Genomic DNA, 21554 nt, shown 5'->3' on the forward strand with positions numbered 1-21554 from the left:
ATGAAAGGAGCCCAAAATTCACTTTAATTTTTCCCTATTGGGTGGCTGCGAAAAAAACTTTGCAAAAACCGGGAATTTTAACTTGCAAAAAACAATTAACAGAGAAAAAGATGCAAAGCTAAAAACATTAATTAAATTAATTGAAGATAAAATTAAAAATCCTATAAATAAAGACAACAAAAAAATATTGATTTTCACAGCTTATGCAGATACTGCTAATTATCTATACTTAAATTTGAAAGAAGAATTATCCAAAAAGAATTTAGAGTTTGGGTTGGTAACTGGAACAGGGCCAAATAATTCAACAATTGGGCTTAAAAATTTTGAAGAAATATTACAGAGTTTTTCCCCAAAATCAAAAGGAAAAATAAATTGTGAAAAAGAAATAGACATACTAGTTGCAACCGACTGTATTTCTGAAGGTCAAAATTTGCAAGATTGTGATTATTTAATAAATTACGATATACATTGGAATCCAGTTAGAATAACCCAAAGATTTGGAAGGATTGACAGAATTGGTTCAAAAAACCAAAAGATACAATTAGTTAATTTTTGGCCTGAAAAAGATCTTGAAAAATATATAAATTTGGAAAAAAGAGTAAAAAATAGAATGGCACTTTCTGATATGAGTGGAACAGGCCAAGAAAACATAATTGAAGTAAGAGAAGACGAAGATAACTATTTAGATTTTAGAGAAAAACAGCTAAAAAAATTACAAAATGAAATTATAGATTTAGAAGATATGGATGATACAATATCACTCACAGATTTCACTTTAGATAATTACAAAATGGATTTGACTAACTATTTAGAAAAAAACAAAAACTTAAAGCATCTTCCAGAAGGAATATATTCTATAGTTCCGTTACCAAAAGATATAGAATATTCTGAAGATTCATTACCAAAAAATATAAAAGAATTTATAAAGCCTGGAGTAATTTTCTGTTTAAAACTAAAGTCCTCAAAAAAAGAAAAAGTTGAAAAAAGATTAGAAAAGTTTAATCCAGTAGCTCCATACTTCTTGGTCTATATATACGATAACGGCGAAATTAAATTCAATTACACAAACTTAAAACAATTATTAGAAATATACAAATTATTAGCCTCTGGGGGGAAACAACCTTATGAAGAATTAGAAAAAATATTCACAAAAGAAACGAATGATGGAGAAAATATGGATAAATACTCTGAATTATTAGGCAGCATAGTAAAACAAATAAACAATAAATTGAATCATCAATCCATGAAAACTTTGGCCGCCGGTGCTGGAAGAGGACAGATAAGTTTAATTTCAAAAGAAAATCAAATATCTGATGAAGAAGAATTTGATTTAATTAGCTTTTTAATAATAAAAGATAAGGAGAATTACAATGGATAGAAGCCTAATTCAAAAAACATTGAATAATTTTGGGAACATTTATGAATCGGGAATAGAATTATTTGAAATTTTAGATTATCCTTTAAAAAACAACACATTTTCCAAAAATGAATATGATTTAGAAGAATTTTTGGATATAGTAGGTATAAAAAATACTTCTCTAACCAAAGAAGAAAAAAAATATATAGAAAAAGTATCTTTGCTTTTTGCCTTCAGTGAGGGTGACGAAGAAAAAGATAATTTTGTAAAATACGAATCAGAGCAAAAAATCATAGCTGGTTATATATTTTTGTCTGTAAAACTCAAAGATCAAGAATATTCAAAGATAAAAATAGTAAACATATCTAAAAAGATAAACAGACTTTTAAACTCTCCAGCGTTTATTATATTCAAATATAATGAAAAAATTACTTTGACAATAACAGACAGAAGAATAAATAAAATAGATCACGATAAAGACGTAATAGAAAAAACAACTTTGATCAAAGATATTAATTTAAAAGAACCTCATGCTGCACACATAAGGATTTTGGAAGATCTAAATTTCAAAGACTTGGATGCAAATTCGAAAGATTTTAACGATTTCCACAAAAAATGGAAAGCAAAATTAAGTGTAAGAGAGCTTAACAAAGAATTTTACAAAGAACTATCTAATTGGTTCTTTAGCTCTGTAGATAAAGTAAAATTCCCTTCACCAGACGAAGCTAAAAACGCTGATAAAATAACTGCAGATCCAGAAAAAGTTAGAGAAAATAACACTCAAAATTTAATAAGGTTTTTGACAAGAATTATATTCGTTTGGTTTTTAAAAGAAAAAGGCCTTATAGACAAAAAAATTTTTGATGAAAAATATATTTATGAAAATATTTTGGTAAAAGATACCGAAGTAAACAACAGCACTTATTACAAAGCCATACTACAGAATTTGTTCTTTGCAACATTAAATACAGAAATGAACAGAGATAAACCTAACAATAGAAATTTTATTAGTTCATTTCAAAACAAAAGTAGCTATTATGGTGTTCATAACAAATATAGATATTTGAGATTTGTAAAAGACAAAAATCCTAATCTTATAATAGACCTTTTTGACGATATTCCTTTTTTAAACGGAGGACTTTTTGAATGTTTGGATGAAGTGGGCAACAATAGACATCATGAAAAAAGAATTGATATGTTTTCAGATAATCCAAAAAATGAAGGGAAACTGATATTTCCAGATGAATTACTTTTTTCTAATGAAAACAAAAAAGAAAAAAATAGTATAAAGGGCCTTTTCAATATACTAAACAAATATAAATTTACCCTGGAAGAAAATACACCTGTAGAAGAAGACATAGCCTTAGATCCGGAATTATTAGGAAGAATATTCGAAAACCTTCTTGCAAGTTATAATCCAGAAACAAGAGACACTGCAAGAAAAGCAACTGGAAGTTATTACACTCCAAGAGAAATAGTCCATTACATGGTAGATAGCTCTATAAAAGAATATTTAAAAACAAATTTGGATTTCATAACTGAAGATAGATTAGAAGAATTGTTTGATTATAATAAATATGAACATAAATTTGAAAAAAAACAAGTGGAGGAGATAGTAAAGGCTATTTACGATATAAAAATATTAGACCCAGCCTGTGGTTCTGGAGCTTTTCCTATGGGGGTTTTAAACAGATTAGTTTTTCTTCTTGAAAAACTCGATCCAGAAAACTACATTTGGAAAGAAATAAAAATGGAAGAAATTAAAAAAGAACAAAAAGACTTTGAAGAAAGGCACAATGAATTAAATTATATTTTTAACCTCAATAAAAATGATGCAAACTATGCAAGAAAATTGTTTTTAATAGAAAACAGTATATATGGTGTTGATATACAACCAATAGCAGCACAAATTTCAAAACTCAGATTTTTTATCTCTTTGATTATAGAACAAAAAGTTAATAAAGAAGATAAAAACTTTGGACTACTCACACTTCCAAATTTAGAAACAAAATTTGTTACAGCAAACACACTATTAAAAATAGAAAAACCAAAAACATTGCAATTAGGTCAGGATGAGTACAAAAAAATAGAAGAAGAATTAAAAATCATAAGAAACAAATACTTTGAAGCAAAAACAAAATCTACAAAAGATAAATATAAAATGTTGGATAAAGAAAAAAGAGAACAATTAAAAGCTGCTTTAGACAAAATAGGTTTTAATTCAGAAATAAGCCAAAAAATAGCAGCTTGGAACCCCTATGAACATAACAATGTAGCTGAATTCTTTGACTCAGAATTCATGTTCGGTATAAAAGATGGATTTGATATAGTTATTGGTAATCCACCTTATGGTAATCTTTTAAGTAAAAATAATAAAATAGAATTAAAAAAATATTATAAATATTTTACTACTTCTGATATAAGTAGTCCGTTTTTGGAAAGAGCTGTTGAACTTACAAAAAATAATGGAACATTATCTTTTATAATAACTTATGCCATTTCTTTTAATAAAAAATTTTCAAGAAATAGATATCAATTGAATAAAACGTTTAATTTAGTAAAATTAGCTACTTTTGATAGGGATAAATGTAGAATTTTTGAAAGTATGAGTCAATCAGTTTCAATTTTAGAATGTTTTAAGAAAAATTTTAATAATTCTTCTTGCAACGTTTTTATGACTAGTAAAATGTTTAGAGATACACCTGATATTAATAATATAAAATATCAAAAAGTTGATAATTATTTATTACCATTTATAAAAAATTTTAACTCGGAACATAGGCTTCCGAAAATTGGGGAAAAAGAAAATAAATTAATACTAAATAAATTATTAAATTTTAATAAAAAGAACATTTCAAAAATTATTAGTAATGATTATGATGAATATATTTGGATAAGAACTAGTGGTAATTATTGGTATAATGCTTGGAATAAAAAACCTTACAATAGTTCAGAGATAAAAAAATTATATGTTGATCCTGTTTATAAAAATTTTATTATATTATTAATGAACTCTTCACTTTTTTATTTTTGGTTTAGAATATATGGAGATGGAAGACATATGAATAGTGATATTTTAAATTTTTTTCCTGTACCTTCTAAAGATACTGTACTAAAATATCATCAAATAATTAATAGTTTAAATTTATTTTTTATGGAAGAATTATTTAGCAATTTCGATATAAATAGAAATAGATTTATCACAAGTAAAGTAAAAAAAAGTATTGATCTAATTGATTTGTTTATATGTAAATTTATTTATGATTTAGAATATAATGAAATATATCATATTTTAAATTACGATAAAAATATTAGAGGAGGAATAAAAATAAATATTCAAGCTTTTAATAAATCAAATAATAAAATGACTATGTCAGAAAATGATATAATTAAATTTATATTAAATGAAATATCTTAATTTTATTTGAAGAATATTTAATATATTTTGACTTTTAATAATAAATATTATTTTTTGAAAGAATCGCTGATCTTATGGTTTACGGACTATATTTCAAAGAAGAAATGGTAAAAGACGGAAGCTATATAAACGAAGAAATAGAAAAACTTATAGTTCCTATAAATGAAAGTTCAGAAGAACAAAAAATCAAAAAAATAGAAGAAGTTTATAACAAAATGAAATCAAATCCAACGATTCAAAAAGCATTAAACGATTGCCAAGTAAAAGAAATACAAGTCATAGAAAATTCATTAAAAAAATCAAAGGATTAGTCTTAACATGAAAAAAGATAATCTATTGATCTATATTTTGTTATTTTTTTTAATAATAAACATAGCCTTAATTTTAGAATCTTTGGAATGGGATAAAAGTATTAGTTTAGGAGATATAGGTTCAATAACAACTTTTGGGTTATTGCTATTTCAATATGAACAATTAAAATTACAGAAAAAAGATTTAGAAGAATCAAAAAAAAGATATATAGAGGAACAACAAAATAATAAAAAAGCAATATTAATCCTTGAGCCTACAGAAAAATTTTTAGAAAACAATTGGAAAAATAATACCACATTATATTTGTATAATGTGGGCCACGGTCCAGCATATTCGATTAAAATCGAAATGCAAAATGAAAAAAATTCATTTGATAAATTAATTACTCAACCAATGACTTTTAAAGATTTATTTTCTGGAATTAGTTATGAACATCAAAATTTTGATAGAAATAGAGAAAATTACGATTTTTTACCTAGTGATAAGTATCTTATTTTTAAACTTCCAAAAATAGTTGTTCAAGATTTTGATAAAAAATTAAAAAAATATTATGAAGACAATAAACTTCCTGATATGGTTGGAGAAAGTATCATAAAATCAAAAACAAAAATTATTATAAATTATAAAGATTTAAACTCAGAAGAATTTAAGAAGGCTGAATTTGAATTAATCATCGAAAGAATAAAAACTGCTCAAAATGATTATAGAAATAAAATAATAATAGAAAAGGGTGAATTATTATGAACGGAAATGATTTAAGAGATGAAATATTATCAAAAAGAAAAGAGGTATATACAAGTTATTTAAATATGTCTATAGGAGAATTTATATCATTATATGAGGATAATGAAATAAATTTGGAACCAGCTTTTCAAAGATTATTTAGATGGGATAGCTTTCAAGAAACTAATTTTATAGAATCTATTTTATTAGGTTATCCTATTCCAGCTATTTTTGTCTTGCAAACTGAAAAAGGAACTTGGGACGTAATAGATGGTGTGCAAAGATTATCGACAATATACCATTTTACGGGTAAATTAAAAGAAGAAGAGCCATTGATATTGGAAAGCGTTAAAATTTTAAAAAATCTCGAAGGTAAAACTTGGGATAAAAAATCTGATGACAGTAATCCAATAGATACCGCCACAAAAATAGACTTTAAAAGAGCTTATTTACCAGTGATTGTTTTAAAAGCTGATTCTGATCCTAAAGCTAAATATGAATTATTTAAAAGATTGAATACTGGTGGATCTCATTTAACTAGTCAAGAAGTGAGGAATGCTTTGATCTTAATGCTAGATGAAGATTGTTATAAAAAGTTAGAAGATTATACAAAAAACGACATTTTTAAATCATTAATAGTAATTTCTGAAAATAAGTTAGCAACAAGAATGGATATGGAAATACTTATAAGATTTATATTTATTCATTATAAAAAAGAATCAATTTTATCAATACAAGCAAAAAGTACAGAACCAATTAATAATATTATCGATAATGAAATTAGTAATATTATTACTGATGATTTATTTGATATTGATTATGAATTGAATAAATTTGACAAATTGATAAATTATTTATATGATAATTTATCAGAAGAATATAGTTTTAAAGTTTATGACAATAATAAAGAAAAATTTAAAGGAGCCTTTTCTTGGTTTGTTTTCGAAGTAGTAATATGGGGATTTTCATTGTTAGAAAGCGAGGAAATACTAAATGATGATAGTTTTGCAAATAAAATAAAAGAAATTAAAAGCACTGGAGAATATTATGAATATGCTGGGAAACCAAATTTAAAATCATTTGGAAGAATTAAAGAAACGTATAAATATGCAAAAGAGGTTTTTGACATTGAATAATGAAGAAAGAAAAGAAATAATAGATTTATTTTCAAAGAATTTATCAAGAGATCTTTCAAAAAGAAAAAAAGAGTTAGTTTCATTGAAATCACAAATTGAAAAAATTGAAAATAATTCAGATAAATTTATTAAATTAAGAGTTACCTATCCGATGTTTTTTGTGCATTATGAAGGCTATTTGAATACAATAAAAGAATTCATATTTGATTACTTCAAAAAGGCTAATTTAAAAGTAGAAGATTTAAAAAAAGAAATATTAGTTTTTTATTTAAGCGTAAAGGTGAATGGGATTTCCAATTCAAAATCACAATCAAAAAAAATATATGAATCAATCAAATCAATATTAAACAATGATGAAAGTTTTTTTATTGAATCAAAAAATTTTATTATTGATTATCAGGGTATTGTATATTTTCTCAAGTTACTTGGGTTAAATGAAGAAGAACTAAATTATAATTTAACAAGATATAATGTATCAGATGATGTTGATTTCATTTCAGAAAAAAGCATTAATGAAATCCCAACAATTGAAAAGAAATTAAAGTCCATATATAAAGTTAGGAACTATATTGTACATGGTCAAATAGATAAAAGTTTATTTTCGATTCCTGATATAAGACAATTTGATGGAAGCTTTTCTGAGATTTTAATAAAAAGAGTTATTAATGAATGGAATTCTACGTATAATTTTGTAATGACTCTATTTGATTATTTGACAAATCTAGTTACAGATTATTTGATAGACGAAAAATATCTTTATGAATAAATTTTTTTGAAATCTATAGTATAATTTTCATGAGGTGATTTCGTGAAAGAACTATATAAATTATTTTCGGAAAATGAAAAAAATTATAAATTGATTTATAATAAAGATTATAGAAAAAGATATTCACAATATTTTACAGATTTTGATTATTCAAAAAAGCTTGTATTATCTGTTGGAAAAGATATTTATAAAAAAAATAATCTAAATATATTAGAACCTGCAGCGGGAACAGGTAATTTAATTTTATCTCTTCTATTAAACCTGAGGAATTCTTGTGTAAAGAAGGTTAGAATAGATATGTATGAAATTGATGCTAATTTAATTCCTATTTTAACATCAAATATTAGCAAATTAAAAGATAGATTAAAAAACGAAATTAAAATTAACTTCAATATAATTAATAAGGATTTTTTAAAACAGGAAATAAAAGAAAAATATGATATTATTTTATCTAATCCACCGTATAAAAAAATAAGGAAAACAGAAATATCAAATAATAGTACGTATATAAATTTTTTTATAGGCCAACCTAATATCTATCATTTGTTTTTAATAAAAAATCTTGATTTATTAAAAGATGATGGGTATTGTGTATTTTTATCTCCTAAAAGTTATTTTTCTGGTAAATATTCAGAAAAGATCAGAAATTATATTATCGATAATTATAATATTTATAAAATTTATAGCTTTGATGAAAGAAAAAAAATTTTTAATAATGAAATACAACAAGAAATAATAATAACTTCTTTTACTAAAAGAAAGTTAAATGATACTATTATTGAATACAATAATAATGGTGTTTATTGTGTAAAACAAAAAAACATTATTTCTGAAAAAAATAAGAAATCAATAATATTAGTCCCAAGGAATAAAAAAGAATTTGAAACAATAAAAAAAATAGAAAAATCATTCAAATTTAATCTAGGAGATTTAGGATTCAAAATTAAAGTTGGTCAAAATGTTATTTTTAGGGCAAAAAACAAATACAAATTATTCACAGTTCCTTATAAAAAAAATAAAACAATTCCACTAATAAGAAGTCGACATTTTAGTAAAAATGGCTTAAATTATTCTAATAATATTAAAGGTAAAAATAGATATATTTCAATGGAAAATAAAGGTGTACGCGAGTATGCTGTTAAAAATGATAATTATCTTTTATTCAAGAGATTAGTAACAAAAAATAACAAAAAAATATTTAATGTTATTCCATATTTTAAAAATTTTTTTGATAGTAAATATATTTCTTTTGAGAATAATTTTGTTTATATTCATAAAAAAAATTTCATGATAGAAGAATTGTATGGGTTATATTTTCTATTTAATTCTTATTTATATGATCTTTATTATAGAGCTATTAATAGCACACATGGCTTAAATATTTATGAGCTTGAATCTATGAAATTTCCTAGTATTAACATTATACGAGAAATTGGTAATCTATATTTAGTTAATAATATTTCTGAAGAAGAAATTTATAATTTTATAAACACCTTAATACAATAAAAAAGTGCCTGCGAAAGCAGGCACTTATAATTTATAGAAAAAATTACTCAGGGGATTAAGGGTAAATTAGTATCTCATTAATTCTAAAACGACATTAGAATGGTTATTATATAAATCTTCTCTAGCGTTATCGTAATTTCTTTCTAATTTTTTATTATTTCTAAACATGTCAATCCCTCCTTTAAAAAAGTGGACTTAAACAGATCTCAAAAATTCAACAGCATATTTTGAATATTGGTTCATAATGTTTTCGTTTGCACTAGTCATTTTGTTATTTCTTTTAGTCATAGTAACTCCTCCTTAGAAGTAAGTATTTATATTTTCATTACTATTATAGTTCGTGAAGTAAACCTAATGTCAAGGATGAAAATATAGTAATTTATGTAAAACTTCAATTAAATGTAGGGTGCACTCCACTAATAATTTTCGTAACATAAAAAAATAACGCCCATTAAGGGCGTTATAGCATTAATTTATAAATCTTTCCAAGCTTCATCTTCTTCCTTTGTTAGCCAATCTTTTGCAAGACTTTTTTCACTAGCTTTTGTAATATCTTGAATATTTTTATCTTTCATATAATCCCCCTCATTGATTTTCTATAACTGTTAGTATTTTATCAATATCAGTAGCGTAATTATACCTTTTATTACTTTCATAATTATATAGATATGTTTGAGCCTTTTGAACTATAAATTTTTCATTTTGATGAATGTAATCTAATAAAAATTTAAAATATTCTTGATCATCTGAAAAAAAGAATCTTTCAATATAATTTTTATTTATTGGTAGCATTTTTAGATAATGAATTGCATGGATATTTCCTTTTTTTGTAGCTTTATTTGGAGGTAAAGGGAAATATTGATCTTTATATTTTTTTACTGAAGGTTTTAAATTTGATCTAAAAGGAATTACAAAATCAATATATTTACAGTTATATTTAAGTTTCAATAGTAATAGATAGGGTCTTGTATCTTTATCCAAAGCTTCTTTATCAAACTTAATAATATTATAGAACTCATTAGAAATTTTAACTATTTTCATAAGTACCCCCTAAAAAAATAGCCCTCATAAAAATGAGGGCCATGTAATTATATTGACTCACGAGTGAATGATATTCTACCTATTAACGACCCCGTCATTCTCGGAGGTCAAACAATTCAATGAATGATATTCTACCTATTAACGACCCCGTCATTCTCGGAGGTCAAACAATTCAATGAATGATATTCTACTTATTAACGACCCCGTCATTCTCGGAGGTCAAACATAATTACTCGCATATATATTATATCACTTTTTAGAATTTTTAGTCAATTAAGAACAAAATGGCCTGACGGCCACCCTACTATAGAAGTTAATTAATATTTCTTTAGTAGGGTTTTATCTTTCAAATGTGTATTTAAACTTCATTTCTGCACCACATTCAGGACATGCCACTCCTGGCATTTCTCCTTCTTTCAAATCTTTTCCCATTGCAAACTCATCTATCACATAACCTGGAACTTCATCTTCTTCCCCACACTTGGGACATTCAAACTTATACCACTCTTTGTCTGTGTCTTCTGGGGAATGGAATGGGATCTCCATATTTTCTTGCCAGTTTTTTTCTTTCATATCTTGGATCAACCTCCCAACTATTGCTTTTAATATATCTTCCACTATCATCGGTATGTTCTATATGATACAGAAAATCATATAATGGATGCCAGATCTCATACAAGACCATTTCTTTACCACAGTTTTTACACCTTACTGGATCTTTTCCAAAACTTTTTATCATTCTTTCTCTCCAGCTTAATGATATGGTCTTTTTATGGTGCATGATTAATCTTAATTGTCTTCTTTTCATGTATTTCCAGAGAGCAACTATTTTTTTTACTCTTTTGTTGTAACCTCTTCTGTAGAGTCCATATCTTCTGGTCATCTTAAAATATTTGGGTGGAATATGCATTATTATTCTGCCAATAAATTTCATGGCTGATAGCTCTAATTCCACTCTCTTTTTTGTTTTATGATCTTCATACCAGAACCTTACCTTTTTCCCATCATACTCTAAAATTCTATATTCTGCAATAGCTGGTCTGGCTAAATATCTTCCTATGTATTTTGCTGCTCCTCGAGCACTATTCATTCTACTTTCTGCATTGACATAAAAACCTTCTTTGTATCTTCTATAGAAATATCTAATTAGATTTTGAACCTTTTGGTTATCTGGAAATCTTTCTTTAAAAATATCTAAAAGCACTTTCTGCCAGGCTTTTCTTAAATATTTGTAGGAAAAATATCCTACTTTACTCCACTGATGATACTTATCTAATGCACCTTCTGCTATTAATGCATGCACATGCGGATTAAAGCTCATATCACGGCCAAAGGTATGAACCACTGTTATTATTCCAGCTTCATATTCATGAATTTTACCTTTTTTATCTATGTATCTTTGAATTAATTCTGCTACTTTATCACTTAGTTCTTTTATGATATCTCTCTGCCAGTAAATATATCCTCTTAATTCTTCTGGAACGGTAAATACCATATGTCTATGGCTAACATCTAAGATCATATCAACCTGTTTATCTACCCATTTATCTACATAGACTTTACCACATCTGGAGCAGAATCTACTTTTACAGCTGAAGCTGACAATATGCTCTTCACCACAATCCAGGCATTTATATTTAGCATAACCATTTTCTGGGTTACCACATTCCATGGATTTTTCTACCTGATCAATTACATGGTTTAACATATCAGCAGGCACTCTACCTGGAAGATGTTTAATCTTAAACTCTTCCCAGTGATCATTCAATATTGTTTTAACTTTAATGCGTTTTCTTCTTTGTTTTGGGCTCATAATATTTTTATCCTTCTACAAAGTTATCCACATTCCTGCAAAAGCATAATTTCCTATATAAGGAATAAAACCCCGCCCAGAACCCTGGACGGGGTAAGTTGTCTCAGTTTATACAGTTTTAAACTCTATAACTTAACAACGTTTTCAGCTTGTGGACCGCGGTCGCCTTCAACGATTTCGAATTCTACTTCTTGTTCGTCTTCAAGTGTCTTGAAACCTTCGTCCTGAATAGCTGAGAAGTGTACAAATACATCGTCGCCATCTTCTCTTTCAATAAAACCATAACCTTTTTTCGCGTCAAACCATTTTACTTTACCTGTGTAAATCATATTAATTCATTCCCCCTAGGAATAATTCTATATTTGGGGTTCGTTCAGTTAAAACTTCACCCATCGATGATTATTATAGCATAAGAAAAAATCCATTTCAAGGGTTTATTACTGAGAGTTTATCGACAATTTAATTCAAATTTCCAGCCCAGTTATTCCAGATTCCTGTAAAATTTAACCATGTCTCTTCCCGCACCTTTAGCAATATATAAAGCGGTATCCGCCTGTTTAATTAGCTTTTCTGCTGAATATTCTCCTTCCTGATTGACAGCAACTCCAATTGAAACAGTAACCTTAAGTTTCTGATTTTCAAATTCAATTTCCAGTTTTCTAATATTCTGCATCAAGCGATTTATTACTCTGGAGAGAGTATTTTGATCAACCAGATTAAAGTAGATTACAAACTCTTCTCCCCCATAGCGGGCTACAATATCATCTTCTCTAATTTCCGACTTTAAAAGCTCCGATAATTTTCGCAGAACCTGATCTCCAGCCTGATGGCCGTAGTGATCATTGAAATCCTTAAAATTATCAATATCCATAATTGCCACTGAATACTTTTCTCCCGCTTTCTCCTGCAGCTGATTATGAAAGTAAGAGTGATTATAGAGGTTGGTTAGCCCATCAGTTACCGAAAGTCTTTTTACCTTATTGTGATTTAAGGCATTACGAATGCTGACCCGGATCTGATTGGCCAGAGTTCTGATAAACTTTTTCTGGTTTTCATTAATTAACTGCTGATACTTAGACTGCATTGCATATAATATACCCTGATAATCGTTTAGATTAATCGGTATAGCAATTAAAGTCTGAATATCTTCAAATAAATCAACTTCATTTTCTATCAAAATTTGATCTGAAGCAGCAATTTCTTTATAATGGCCCTTCAAATAAAAATACAGCTCACTGTTTTCTTTGACATTTATATTTTTCACCATTTTTAACTGATTTTCATCTCTTTTGAAGATAACTGCAGCTGACATTCCCATTGTACCCACAATTATATCCAGAATTCTTTCATAAAGGAGGTCCAGATCAAGAGTGGAATAGAGAAAATCAGAAGTCTGCTCCAGGGTTGAAAGGCTGGCTAAGTTTCTTTCTAAACTCTCATATAAAATTGCTTTTTTTAAATAATTTGGAATCTGCTCTATAAATAGATGGTTCTTTTTAATATCATAAAGGTCAATTTCATCACTTAAAATAATCAGCAGAGCCTCCACTTCTTCAGTTAGAGGAATTAAAAAAGCGTTTTTAAAACCGAGGATATTATTTCGGCTGCTAATTTTTTGCGGCCGCTGCTGCCAGAAAGCCTTAAATGTGTTATAAGCCTCTACCCCCAGACTCTCATCAAGGTAAATTTTGGTAAGGTTTTCGGCCTCTTTAAGCACTATCCCACCCGTATAATTTTCGTTTTCAAAAATCATTTTAAAAAGGCTGGCCGCTGTTTCTTCTACTTTATGGTTTCCAGTAGCCTGATTGGCTTTCCGCATCTTATCATTGATCATTTCCAGCTCCGAAACAACTTTTTTTGATAAGTGAAAAAGATGCTCTATTTTTAGATCTGGTTTCTCTGTATCAAATTCAATCTTTTTATGTACAACTTCCTTCTTTTCGCTTAAGTAAAGTACTGTGGTTGTAATATTTAAATACTCATAGCTGCTGTCTATAATTCCATATTCTCCATTGGTACTAAAACCAGCTTTAGGAGAAGGAACAACTTTAATTTCTTCACCTAAATTAGAATCCAGGGATTTTAAATACTGACTTCTGCCGGAACAGGAATAAATTAATGAAATCTCAGGGTGAAAGTCAAGCCTTTTTTGGAGCCGCATTGAATTTGCTAAAATTTTATTTAAACTCCCATAGGAAATTTTAACTCTATCTCCTACTTTAAGCTCACCCGAAAATCTAATTCCATCATCTACTGCCTCAATAGCAGAGCGGGCATTTTTAAAACCGCGATTAAAAACCAGCGGAAATTTTGTAACTGCAGCAGAAGGAAGTTTACTTTTAATATCTTCACCCAGAAATTCAGAATATACCTGGAAAATATTTCTGCCGTCAAGTTCGTAAACCACCTGATTTTCTGCTCTGGTGATCTCCATTTCGCGGCTGATGCTGTCCCAGCCCATACTGTAATTCCAGTTTGCCTTCAGCTGGCTTCCATTTAAAATCAAAGCCAGACTGCCTTTTTTTATTATCCCCGTTTTATCGAAAACATAACCTGAATCATTTTCAGCGCCCGAAGCTGCCTGACCGCCTGCAATTACAGGTTTAAAACTGCACTTATTTAGCTCTTTAACCAGCAGATCTCCGTTATTATACTGGTCATCAGAAAAAATTATTATTGCCTTAGTGTCCTTTTCAATCTCTTCCATAATTAATCTGGCATTTTCTCTACTTTTCGATTCGGTTCGCAGAAGTTTAAAACTGCTTTTTTCAAAGCGCACTGCCACAGCGTTTAAGGAACTTAGGCTAACTTTGTTTTCAGAGATTACTTCTTCTGCACTGGCACCCATTAATGTGGAAAGGGGTAAATAGCGGTTAAAAGCAGCTATTAATTTTTTATTTACTAACTCAGATCTGGCTGAAAAAACCTGTACTACCTGAGCAGGATCATCTTTTAATGATTTAAAAAATTTTATTAACTCGTCTGAACTCTGACATTGTTTTCTTTCTACCTGCAATTTCTACACCCTTCCACTAAAAAATAAATTTCTTTTAAAAAGTATTTCATTATTAAAACTGTTCACTTAATTCTTTTCTCGCTCAATATGTAAATTCCTGCAAAAAAGGAAAAAAATAAAGGGGCTACCATCATGATAGCCCCTTAAAAATACTAATTAGTTAAATTATACTATTTTTCGACAGATCCCGTCACTTCCTTATTTTTCACTATATTTAAAAGTTTTGCGATCTTTAAATTCTTCTTTTTTACCCTTATTCCATTCAGATACCGGGGAAAGATACCCCACAACTCGAGAATAAACCTCACACTTTTGTTTTTTAGCCATTTTAATGCCTCCTCTTAAATTAATTTTTCTGATCTTAAGCTACCAATATATTTGCTGTCTCCCTTTCTACACTGAAAATAGACAGCTGCCGGCAGCAATGCCGGCTCAAATTCAATCTCTAATTTGGACATCAGCCAGGTGCTTTTCAGCCTCCAGTTTAAATTCATCTAGCTCTGAAGGAGCAAAAGAACGTGAATTTCTCAGTTCAGGTGCCAGTGTATTTACCGGTCTGAAATTTTGGATATAATATTTTTTTGCCCCTTCAATCTGCTGAGCAATTTGTCCTATTTCTTCTCTATTATGGAGCCCGGGGACTACTGTTGTCCTGAACTCATAATTAAGATCAGAATTAATAATCATCTCCACTGAATCTTTTATTCCTGTAACAAGTCCCTCCGGGGCTAGCCGCTGGTAATTAGCCCAGCTGAACTTTATATCAACTGCTAGGTAATCGATCAGCCCAGCCTCCAGCAGCTCTTTTAGCTTAGACGAGCTGCTGCCATTGGTGTCCAGCTTAATTAAAAGATCATAATCCTGTTTTATTTTCTGCATAAACTTTTTTAAATCTGGCTGCAGCAGCGGCTCTCCTCCAGTGATTGTCACTCCATCCAGCAGATCCTTCCGCTGTTTAAGAAAGTCGAAAAAATAATCTTCCGGCATCAACTCCTGCTCAGCTGGAATTTTCATTGGAATCAGCTGACTGTTATGGCAGTAAGGGCAGTAAAAGTTGCAGCCCTGAGTAAAGACAACCGCCGAAATTTGATCGGGAAAATCGATAACCGATGTTTTCTGTAATCCGGCCAGTCTCATTTATTCAACTTCACTTTCTGCTTTAAGCTTCTCTCTGCGGTTTTCTTCCGCCTCTGCTTCTGCCTCACATTTAGGACAGTACTCATGCTCTCCCGGCAGATAGCCGTGAACCGGACAGATGCTGAATGATGGAGTCAGGGTATAATAGGGAAGTTTAAAGTTTTCAGCAATTCTTTTAACCAGTTTTTTAGTGGCTTTGATGGAATCTATTTTCTCCCCTAGAAATCCGTGGAGTACCGTATTATGAATAAAAACCATTGTTCTATTTCCAGCTAAATAATTATGGTTTTTTTCTGTTGTTAAATCATAAAATTCATTATCTTCTATTTCAATTTTACTAGTTTTCTTAACCCTAACAACTGGAAGCTGTCTTTTTTTTCTTAAAGATAACTTACCTTTAAGAAAATCTGCATCATTTGTAATCGTTAACTTATTTTTTATTTTAGTTGCCTGCTGTGCTGGAATTCGTATTCTAAATCCATCTACTTCATTTTTTCTTTTGCTAGGTTTATCCTCTTTAGAAACCATGATACCTGCAGTGGACAATATTTCAACAATATCATCAGCTAACTCTTCAGAAACAGTATAATACTCTATATCTCCCTGTTTCTTATTAATATGCCCATCACTATCAATTAAACCTGATAACAAAGAATAAACATTATTCTTTGTTATATTAGCTTTTACTTGCTCTGGAATATTAACTTCATAACATTTTTCGCCGCTAAAAAAACCATACTTTAAGAAAAATTCATTAACTGAATACATATTTGTAGCTAGTTCAAATAATTTTTTACTCCGTTTGTCATTTTTTATTATATTAATATTTGTCTTAAATTTATTATTGATTATTTTTTTAGCTTTTTCTAAATTACTCAAGTGTTCATCATTAAATCTTAATTTATATTTTTTTAGATGGTTACCACCACGATTGTCTTCATATTCACTAATTGAGCCATCTCCAATAAAATATCCAAAAAGCCACATTAAATCATTGTCTAGCAAAGATTCTTTTTCGGGATATAAATTTTCACTATTTTGAAGTATATAATCTCCAACATTTAGTTCATCGGCTCTTTTTTCTACAACTTTAAATTTAAACATTGTTTTATATTTTTTTCTACATTCAGGATTATACCTTATATGGGTTGAAAACGACTTTGTTCCCTTAACCTTTTCTCCACAAACTGGACATTTATCTTTAACTGATATTTTCTCTAATACGAAAAATGGATGCCAGTCACTTGTAGTTATATCAAGACCTTTTTCAGCAATAACTCTTATCTTATTATTTTTACTGACATCTATTGACATAGCATCTGTAATTAAATCCCATTCTGATCTGTCCTCTTTTGCATTATAACTTAAAGCCTTAATTGGTTTTAAATTTTCATAATCTCTAACAATTTCTTCAATTCTAATTGCACCTTTATTTGTTAAAACCTTATTACCTTTTTCAATACACCCTCCCGTATAAAGTGACTGCAGTTCATCCTGCAGCTCTAAAGCTGTAAAAATATCATCAGTTAAACCAACTGGCAGCTGAGTTGAGTTGGTGTAATAGGGATCTGCATCTTCTTTAACTACCCGCTCCTGATTGGCAGCAATTATCTGATCTCCAAACTTTTCTCGATCCAGACGGGCAAAACGATAGGCGGTTCCCTCAGCTGGAGTTGCTTCCAGATTATACATATTATCTGTTTCTTCCTGATACTGCTGCAGGCGCTCTCTCATTTTACCCATTACTTGCTCAGAAAACTGCTGTCCTTCGGGAGTAGAAATATCCTTACCCATAAAATTGAGCAGAGCTTCGTTCATTCCATTGAGCCCAATTGTATTAAAGTGGTTTTTCCAGTACTGATCAAAGCGTTTCTTAATATCTCTCAAATAAAATTTTGCGTAGGGGTATAATCCCTGCTCAGTTAAGGTTTCTAAAACTTTACGCTTAACTTCTAAGCTTTCTTTTGCCTGGTCCATCAGATAATAGACTTGCTGCATAAATTCTTCCTTATCTTGAGCCTGATAACCAATGCGGGGCATATTTAGAGTTACCACGCCTATGCTCCCTGTTAGAGGATTAGCACCAAATAAGCCACCACCCCTTTTACGAAGCTCTTTGTTATCCAGGCGCAATCTGCAGCACATACTCCTTGCATCCTCTGGATCCATATCCGAATTGATAAAATTGGAATTATGAACAACCACATTATTTTTTAATGTAAATAAATGATTTTCACTATTAACATGAATGTCAACAGTTGATATTTCTTTTTTTATATTTGTTAAACTTTTTATTTCTACATAATTATTTGTTTCTTTAATTTTATTTACAAATAAATATATTCCATCTGTATCTTTTTTTACTCTAAATATATCTTTTTCCTTATATTGACGAAAGTCTTTACCAAACTCGTTTAATGACTGTTTTTTAGTTATGATCTTATCTCCTAAATTAGGTTTGTTACTATCTTTTGCTATTAACCTGCAGGCTTTTCTTGTTATTGAAAATCCAATTTTATCTTTAAAAATTTTTATATTTTTTTCTCCATGAATTCTAATCTCTCCATATTTTTTTCTTGAAGTCTTATAATATGCTGCTATTCCAAGAAACATTAAAAGTTCTAATACCTGCTGTAATAACTTTCTATTTTTAAGAGTAAGGGTAATAATAGGATTTCCACTATTATTTATTGAAATAGATCCATCAGTATCAAATAGTCCTCTTAATAGTGCGCCAATTTCTTCTTCATTTCTTTTATATATAATTTGGGGTATCTCTTTTTCATCTCCTCTTCCAAATTTTAATCCTATATGTTTCAAAAATTCTTTTAAAATTTTTGAATTTACAGTTACATCCAGACATGTCTCACTGTTTCCAGCTTTAGAAATTGAACTATCTAAATCAAATTTATTATTGATGGTCTTTACAAAAAAATCTATAATTTCACTATCATTACTTGTTAAACGAATAGAGTTTTTAGTCTTTGATAAATAGCCATCTCCTAACAATTGACCGATCATCTCAAATATTTCTTTATCTAATTTTTGGGGAATTCTTATATCTTTTAACGTAGTTTGAAACCTATTGGGTTCATAATTAAATTTGTCAATCTTTTTTCTTTCTCTATTTCTAATTCTTAAACAATAAAAATCATCAATTTTATTTTTAGTTATTTTTTCAAATCTTATCTTTTCCCCTGATTTATCAATTATATCAAAAAGATGATGATTCTCATATGATAATATAAACCCATTTTCAAAAACAATTTGTTTACCATATTCCTGCAACCTATCATTGAGTGATAAGTTTTCAGCTTTTTTTAAACCATTATCTGTAGGAAATTTATGATTCTTAGAACATTCAATTTTTTGTTGTTTTTCGGTAATTATTTTAATATACTCTTTATGCTCATTTTTAAATAAATTAATTATTCTATAAAAATTACCATCATCACCTAAAACTTTATCTTTATTGATATTAATATTTTTTAATTGTTTGGATCCTTTATCAGTTATGATGAATGTATTTTCACTCAAACAAAAATATGGTATCCCGAATTTAGCTGTCATCTGCCAGACCGGATCCAACTTTTCATTTTCCCATTCAAAATCCTCAGTTATGTTGTAAGTTGGAATCGGAAAGGAAAACATTCTGCCCTTGGCATCACCCTCCATCATCAGCTCGGCAAAGGCTCGGTTGAGCATATCCATCTCCTCTTGAAATTCACCATAGCATTTTTCCTGATAATGACCGCCAATTATAACTGCCTGGTCTTCTAAATAACTGGGAACTTCAAGGTCCATGGTAATATTTGTAAAGGGAGTCTGAAATCCTACCCGTGTCGGAACATTCATATTAAATAAAAATTCCTGCATCGCCTGCTTAACTTCCTCATAATTAAGGCCATCATAGGCTATAAATGGAGCCAGATAAGTGTCAAAGTTGGAAAAAGCCTGGGCTCCGGCGCTCTCACCCTGGAGTGTATAGAAAAAATTTACAATTTGCCCGAGTGCTGTCTTCAAATGTTTTGGCGGGGCACTTTCAATTTTAGTTGGAACCCCTCTAAAGCCGCTTCTCAAAAGCTCTTCTAAATCCCAGCCGCAGCAGTAAACACTCAAATTACCCAGATCATGGATATGTAAATCACCACCGCTGTGCAGCTCGGCAGTTTCTTTGGGATATATCTCCTGCAGCCAGTACTGACCAGTTACCTCAGAAGCAATATAATTATTTAAGCCCTGGAGGGAGTAACTCATATTAGAATTTTCATTTACTTTCCAGTCACTGCGGTCTAAATAATCATCCATAATGTTTACAGCATCTGCAAAAAGCTTTTTGCTGTCCCTGAGTTTGCTGTGCTGTTCCCGGTAAAGAATATAGGCTTTTGCAATTTCGGCATATCCCTTTTCAATTAAAACCTTTTCCACCAGATCCTGAATCTGTTCTACCTCTACAGTACCACCATTTTTAAAAAATATTTTTAAATAGGATAATACCTCAGCTGTTATCTCGGCAGCAATTTTAGGATCAGCCTGATCCACTGCTGCAGCTGCTTTTTCTACAGCATTTTCAATCTTTTCTGATTTAAATTCTACCTTTTTTCCGTCACGTTTTTTTACATAATCTAAATTCATAATTCCTCCTTTTTCGAACTTGTGTTTGCTATATATTTAATTATTTCTCTGCTGCTTTAAATAGTCCTGCTTATTTCTAATTTTATTTTCAAAACTTATGTAAACTAAAAAAATCCCTCCGCACAGGCTCTGCACGAAAGGGATTAATAATTTAAGTTAGTTGTCAGAATTTTATTTAAAATTAACTCGTTATTCTTAAGCTGAAATAAGCTGCAGTCTTTTGCATACTATCTAAAAGTCTTAAATAATTTAGCTGCTGCCAGCAGTTTATTAAATAAAATCTGCTCAACACCCCCTCATGACCCGTGAGTTTATGGTGTTTATAAATAAAGGCAGGTCTTCCGGCTCGGTTCAGTTAATAATCAGCCTTCCCAGTTTTCCCAGTGGCAGTTTTGATTATCTTTAAACCTTACGGCGGCGGGACCGCAGAGGTTTTTCACCTCTTTCCCGTTTTAATCCAGCCAGTTATTTTTGCTGTTAACGCTAAAATAATGACTGAAACCCTTATTTAAAACTATTCAATTTTTAATTAACTATTTTTATCTTAATACATCTGTCAGCAAATCACAAATATTTTACTTTTAATCTCTAAACAAATTGGTTGTATAATTAATGTTGTGAAGAAAAAAATGTAAATCTAAAAATATCTAAATAAAAAAAGGCATCTGCCTGGCTCCGTTGAATTAATTATTTG

Annotated in this window: 14 protein-coding genes, 1 pseudogene and 1 riboswitch; of the genes and pseudogenes, 7 read left to right on the forward strand and 8 right to left on the reverse strand. The window is 29.3% G+C overall.

What is annotated here, in order from left to right:
* Window positions 1-82 precede the first annotated feature (82 nt).
* The 7 genes from C8C76_RS13485 (at window position 83) to C8C76_RS13515 (ending at window position 9218) form a co-directional block, all read left to right on the forward strand.
* Window positions 83-1378 (forward strand): C-terminal helicase domain-containing protein, encoded by a 1296-nt coding sequence (locus C8C76_RS13485; protein WP_181248228.1) that lies wholly within the window; start codon window positions 83-85, stop codon window positions 1376-1378.
* Window positions 1371-4775 (forward strand): Eco57I restriction-modification methylase domain-containing protein, encoded by a 3405-nt coding sequence (locus C8C76_RS13490; RefSeq protein WP_108142538.1) that lies wholly within the window; start codon window positions 1371-1373, stop codon window positions 4773-4775. Before C8C76_RS13485 ends, C8C76_RS13490 begins: the two co-directional genes overlap by 8 nt.
* Window positions 4776-4879: 104 nt before the next feature.
* Window positions 4880-5086: a hypothetical protein gene (locus C8C76_RS13495; protein WP_181248229.1), complete on the forward strand. Its 207-nt coding sequence runs from the start codon at window positions 4880-4882 to the stop codon at window positions 5084-5086.
* 7 nt (window positions 5087-5093) lie between these two features.
* Complete coding sequence (locus C8C76_RS13500) at window positions 5094-5831, forward strand: hypothetical protein (protein ID WP_108142542.1); 738 nt, start codon at window positions 5094-5096, stop codon at window positions 5829-5831.
* On the forward strand, window positions 5828-6946 hold the full coding sequence (locus tag C8C76_RS13505; RefSeq protein WP_108142544.1) for a DUF262 domain-containing protein: 1119 nt from the start codon (window positions 5828-5830) through the stop codon (window positions 6944-6946). The genes C8C76_RS13500 and C8C76_RS13505 overlap by 4 nt, the downstream gene beginning before the upstream one ends.
* Window positions 6939-7712, forward strand: a complete 774-nt coding sequence (locus C8C76_RS13510) for an MAE_28990/MAE_18760 family HEPN-like nuclease (RefSeq protein ID WP_108142546.1) — start codon at window positions 6939-6941, stop codon at window positions 7710-7712. Before C8C76_RS13505 ends, C8C76_RS13510 begins: the two co-directional genes overlap by 8 nt.
* 42 nt (window positions 7713-7754) lie before the next feature.
* A complete protein-coding gene (locus tag C8C76_RS13515; protein ID WP_108142548.1) occupies window positions 7755-9218 on the forward strand; it encodes an Eco57I restriction-modification methylase domain-containing protein in 1464 nt (487 codons plus the stop codon).
* Between the two features lie 585 nt (window positions 9219-9803).
* Here the strand turns inward: C8C76_RS13515 and C8C76_RS13525 are convergent.
* The 8 genes and pseudogenes from C8C76_RS13525 to nrdD (C8C76_RS13560) form a co-directional block, all read right to left on the reverse strand.
* Entirely contained in the window at window positions 9804-10259 is a 456-nt protein-coding gene (locus C8C76_RS13525; RefSeq protein WP_108142550.1) for a hypothetical protein, read from the reverse strand.
* A gap of 339 nt (window positions 10260-10598) precedes the next feature.
* Complete coding sequence (locus tag C8C76_RS13530; protein ID WP_108142552.1) at window positions 10599-10832, reverse strand: hypothetical protein; 234 nt, start codon at window positions 10830-10832, stop codon at window positions 10599-10601.
* Complete coding sequence (locus C8C76_RS13535) at window positions 10756-12072, reverse strand: IS91 family transposase (RefSeq protein WP_108142554.1); 1317 nt, start codon at window positions 12070-12072, stop codon at window positions 10756-10758. The genes C8C76_RS13530 and C8C76_RS13535 overlap by 77 nt, the downstream gene beginning before the upstream one ends.
* 125 nt (window positions 12073-12197) lie before the next feature.
* Window positions 12198-12401, reverse strand: a complete 204-nt coding sequence (locus C8C76_RS13540; protein ID WP_073157311.1) for a cold shock domain-containing protein — start codon at window positions 12399-12401, stop codon at window positions 12198-12200.
* 152 nt (window positions 12402-12553) lie between these two features.
* Window positions 12554-15088 (reverse strand): diguanylate cyclase, encoded by a 2535-nt coding sequence (locus C8C76_RS13545; RefSeq protein WP_108142556.1) that lies wholly within the window; start codon window positions 15086-15088, stop codon window positions 12554-12556.
* A gap of 198 nt (window positions 15089-15286) precedes the next feature.
* Window positions 15287-15403, reverse strand: a pseudogene (gene nrdD, locus C8C76_RS13550) (anaerobic ribonucleoside-triphosphate reductase); the annotation flags it as partial.
* Between the two features lie 123 nt (window positions 15404-15526).
* The gene (locus C8C76_RS13555; protein WP_108142560.1) at window positions 15527-16225 is read right to left on the reverse strand and encodes an anaerobic ribonucleoside-triphosphate reductase activating protein; all 699 of its coding nucleotides are present in this window, start codon (window positions 16223-16225) and stop codon (window positions 15527-15529) included.
* Window positions 16226-20860 (reverse strand): anaerobic ribonucleoside-triphosphate reductase, encoded by a 4635-nt coding sequence (nrdD, locus tag C8C76_RS13560; protein WP_108142562.1) that lies wholly within the window; start codon window positions 20858-20860, stop codon window positions 16226-16228. It lies immediately after the preceding gene.
* Between the two features lie 314 nt (window positions 20861-21174).
* Window positions 21175-21381, reverse strand: a riboswitch (cobalamin riboswitch).
* Window positions 21382-21554: the final 173 nt, after the last annotated feature.

The sequence above is a fragment of the Halanaerobium saccharolyticum genome (genome assembly GCF_003053565.1).
Lineage (GTDB): Bacteria > Bacillota > Halanaerobiia > Halanaerobiales > Halanaerobiaceae > Halanaerobium > Halanaerobium saccharolyticum_B.

What these genes read in the sequence shown, in the direction of transcription:
- C8C76_RS13490 (WP_108142538.1), top strand. Translation starts at nt 1,371, where the DNA reads ATGGATAGAAGCCTAATTCAAAAAACATTGAATAATTTTGGGAACATT.
- C8C76_RS13495 (WP_181248229.1), top strand. Translation starts at nt 4,880, where the DNA reads ATGGTAAAAGACGGAAGCTATATAAACGAAGAAATAGAAAAACTTATA.
- C8C76_RS13500 (WP_108142542.1), top strand. Translation starts at nt 5,094, where the DNA reads ATGAAAAAAGATAATCTATTGATCTATATTTTGTTATTTTTTTTAATA.
- C8C76_RS13505 (WP_108142544.1), top strand. Translation starts at nt 5,828, where the DNA reads ATGAACGGAAATGATTTAAGAGATGAAATATTATCAAAAAGAAAAGAG.
- C8C76_RS13525 (WP_108142550.1), bottom strand. Translation starts at nt 10,259, where the DNA reads ATGAAAATAGTTAAAATTTCTAATGAGTTCTATAATATTATTAAGTTT.
- C8C76_RS13530 (WP_108142552.1), bottom strand. Translation starts at nt 10,832, where the DNA reads ATGAAAGAAAAAAACTGGCAAGAAAATATGGAGATCCCATTCCATTCC.
- C8C76_RS13535 (WP_108142554.1), bottom strand. Translation starts at nt 12,072, where the DNA reads ATGAGCCCAAAACAAAGAAGAAAACGCATTAAAGTTAAAACAATATTG.
- C8C76_RS13540 (WP_073157311.1), bottom strand. Translation starts at nt 12,401, where the DNA reads ATGATTTACACAGGTAAAGTAAAATGGTTTGACGCGAAAAAAGGTTAT.
- C8C76_RS13555 (WP_108142560.1), bottom strand. Translation starts at nt 16,225, where the DNA reads ATGAGACTGGCCGGATTACAGAAAACATCGGTTATCGATTTTCCCGAT.
- nrdD (WP_108142562.1), bottom strand. Translation starts at nt 20,860, where the DNA reads ATGAATTTAGATTATGTAAAAAAACGTGACGGAAAAAAGGTAGAATTT.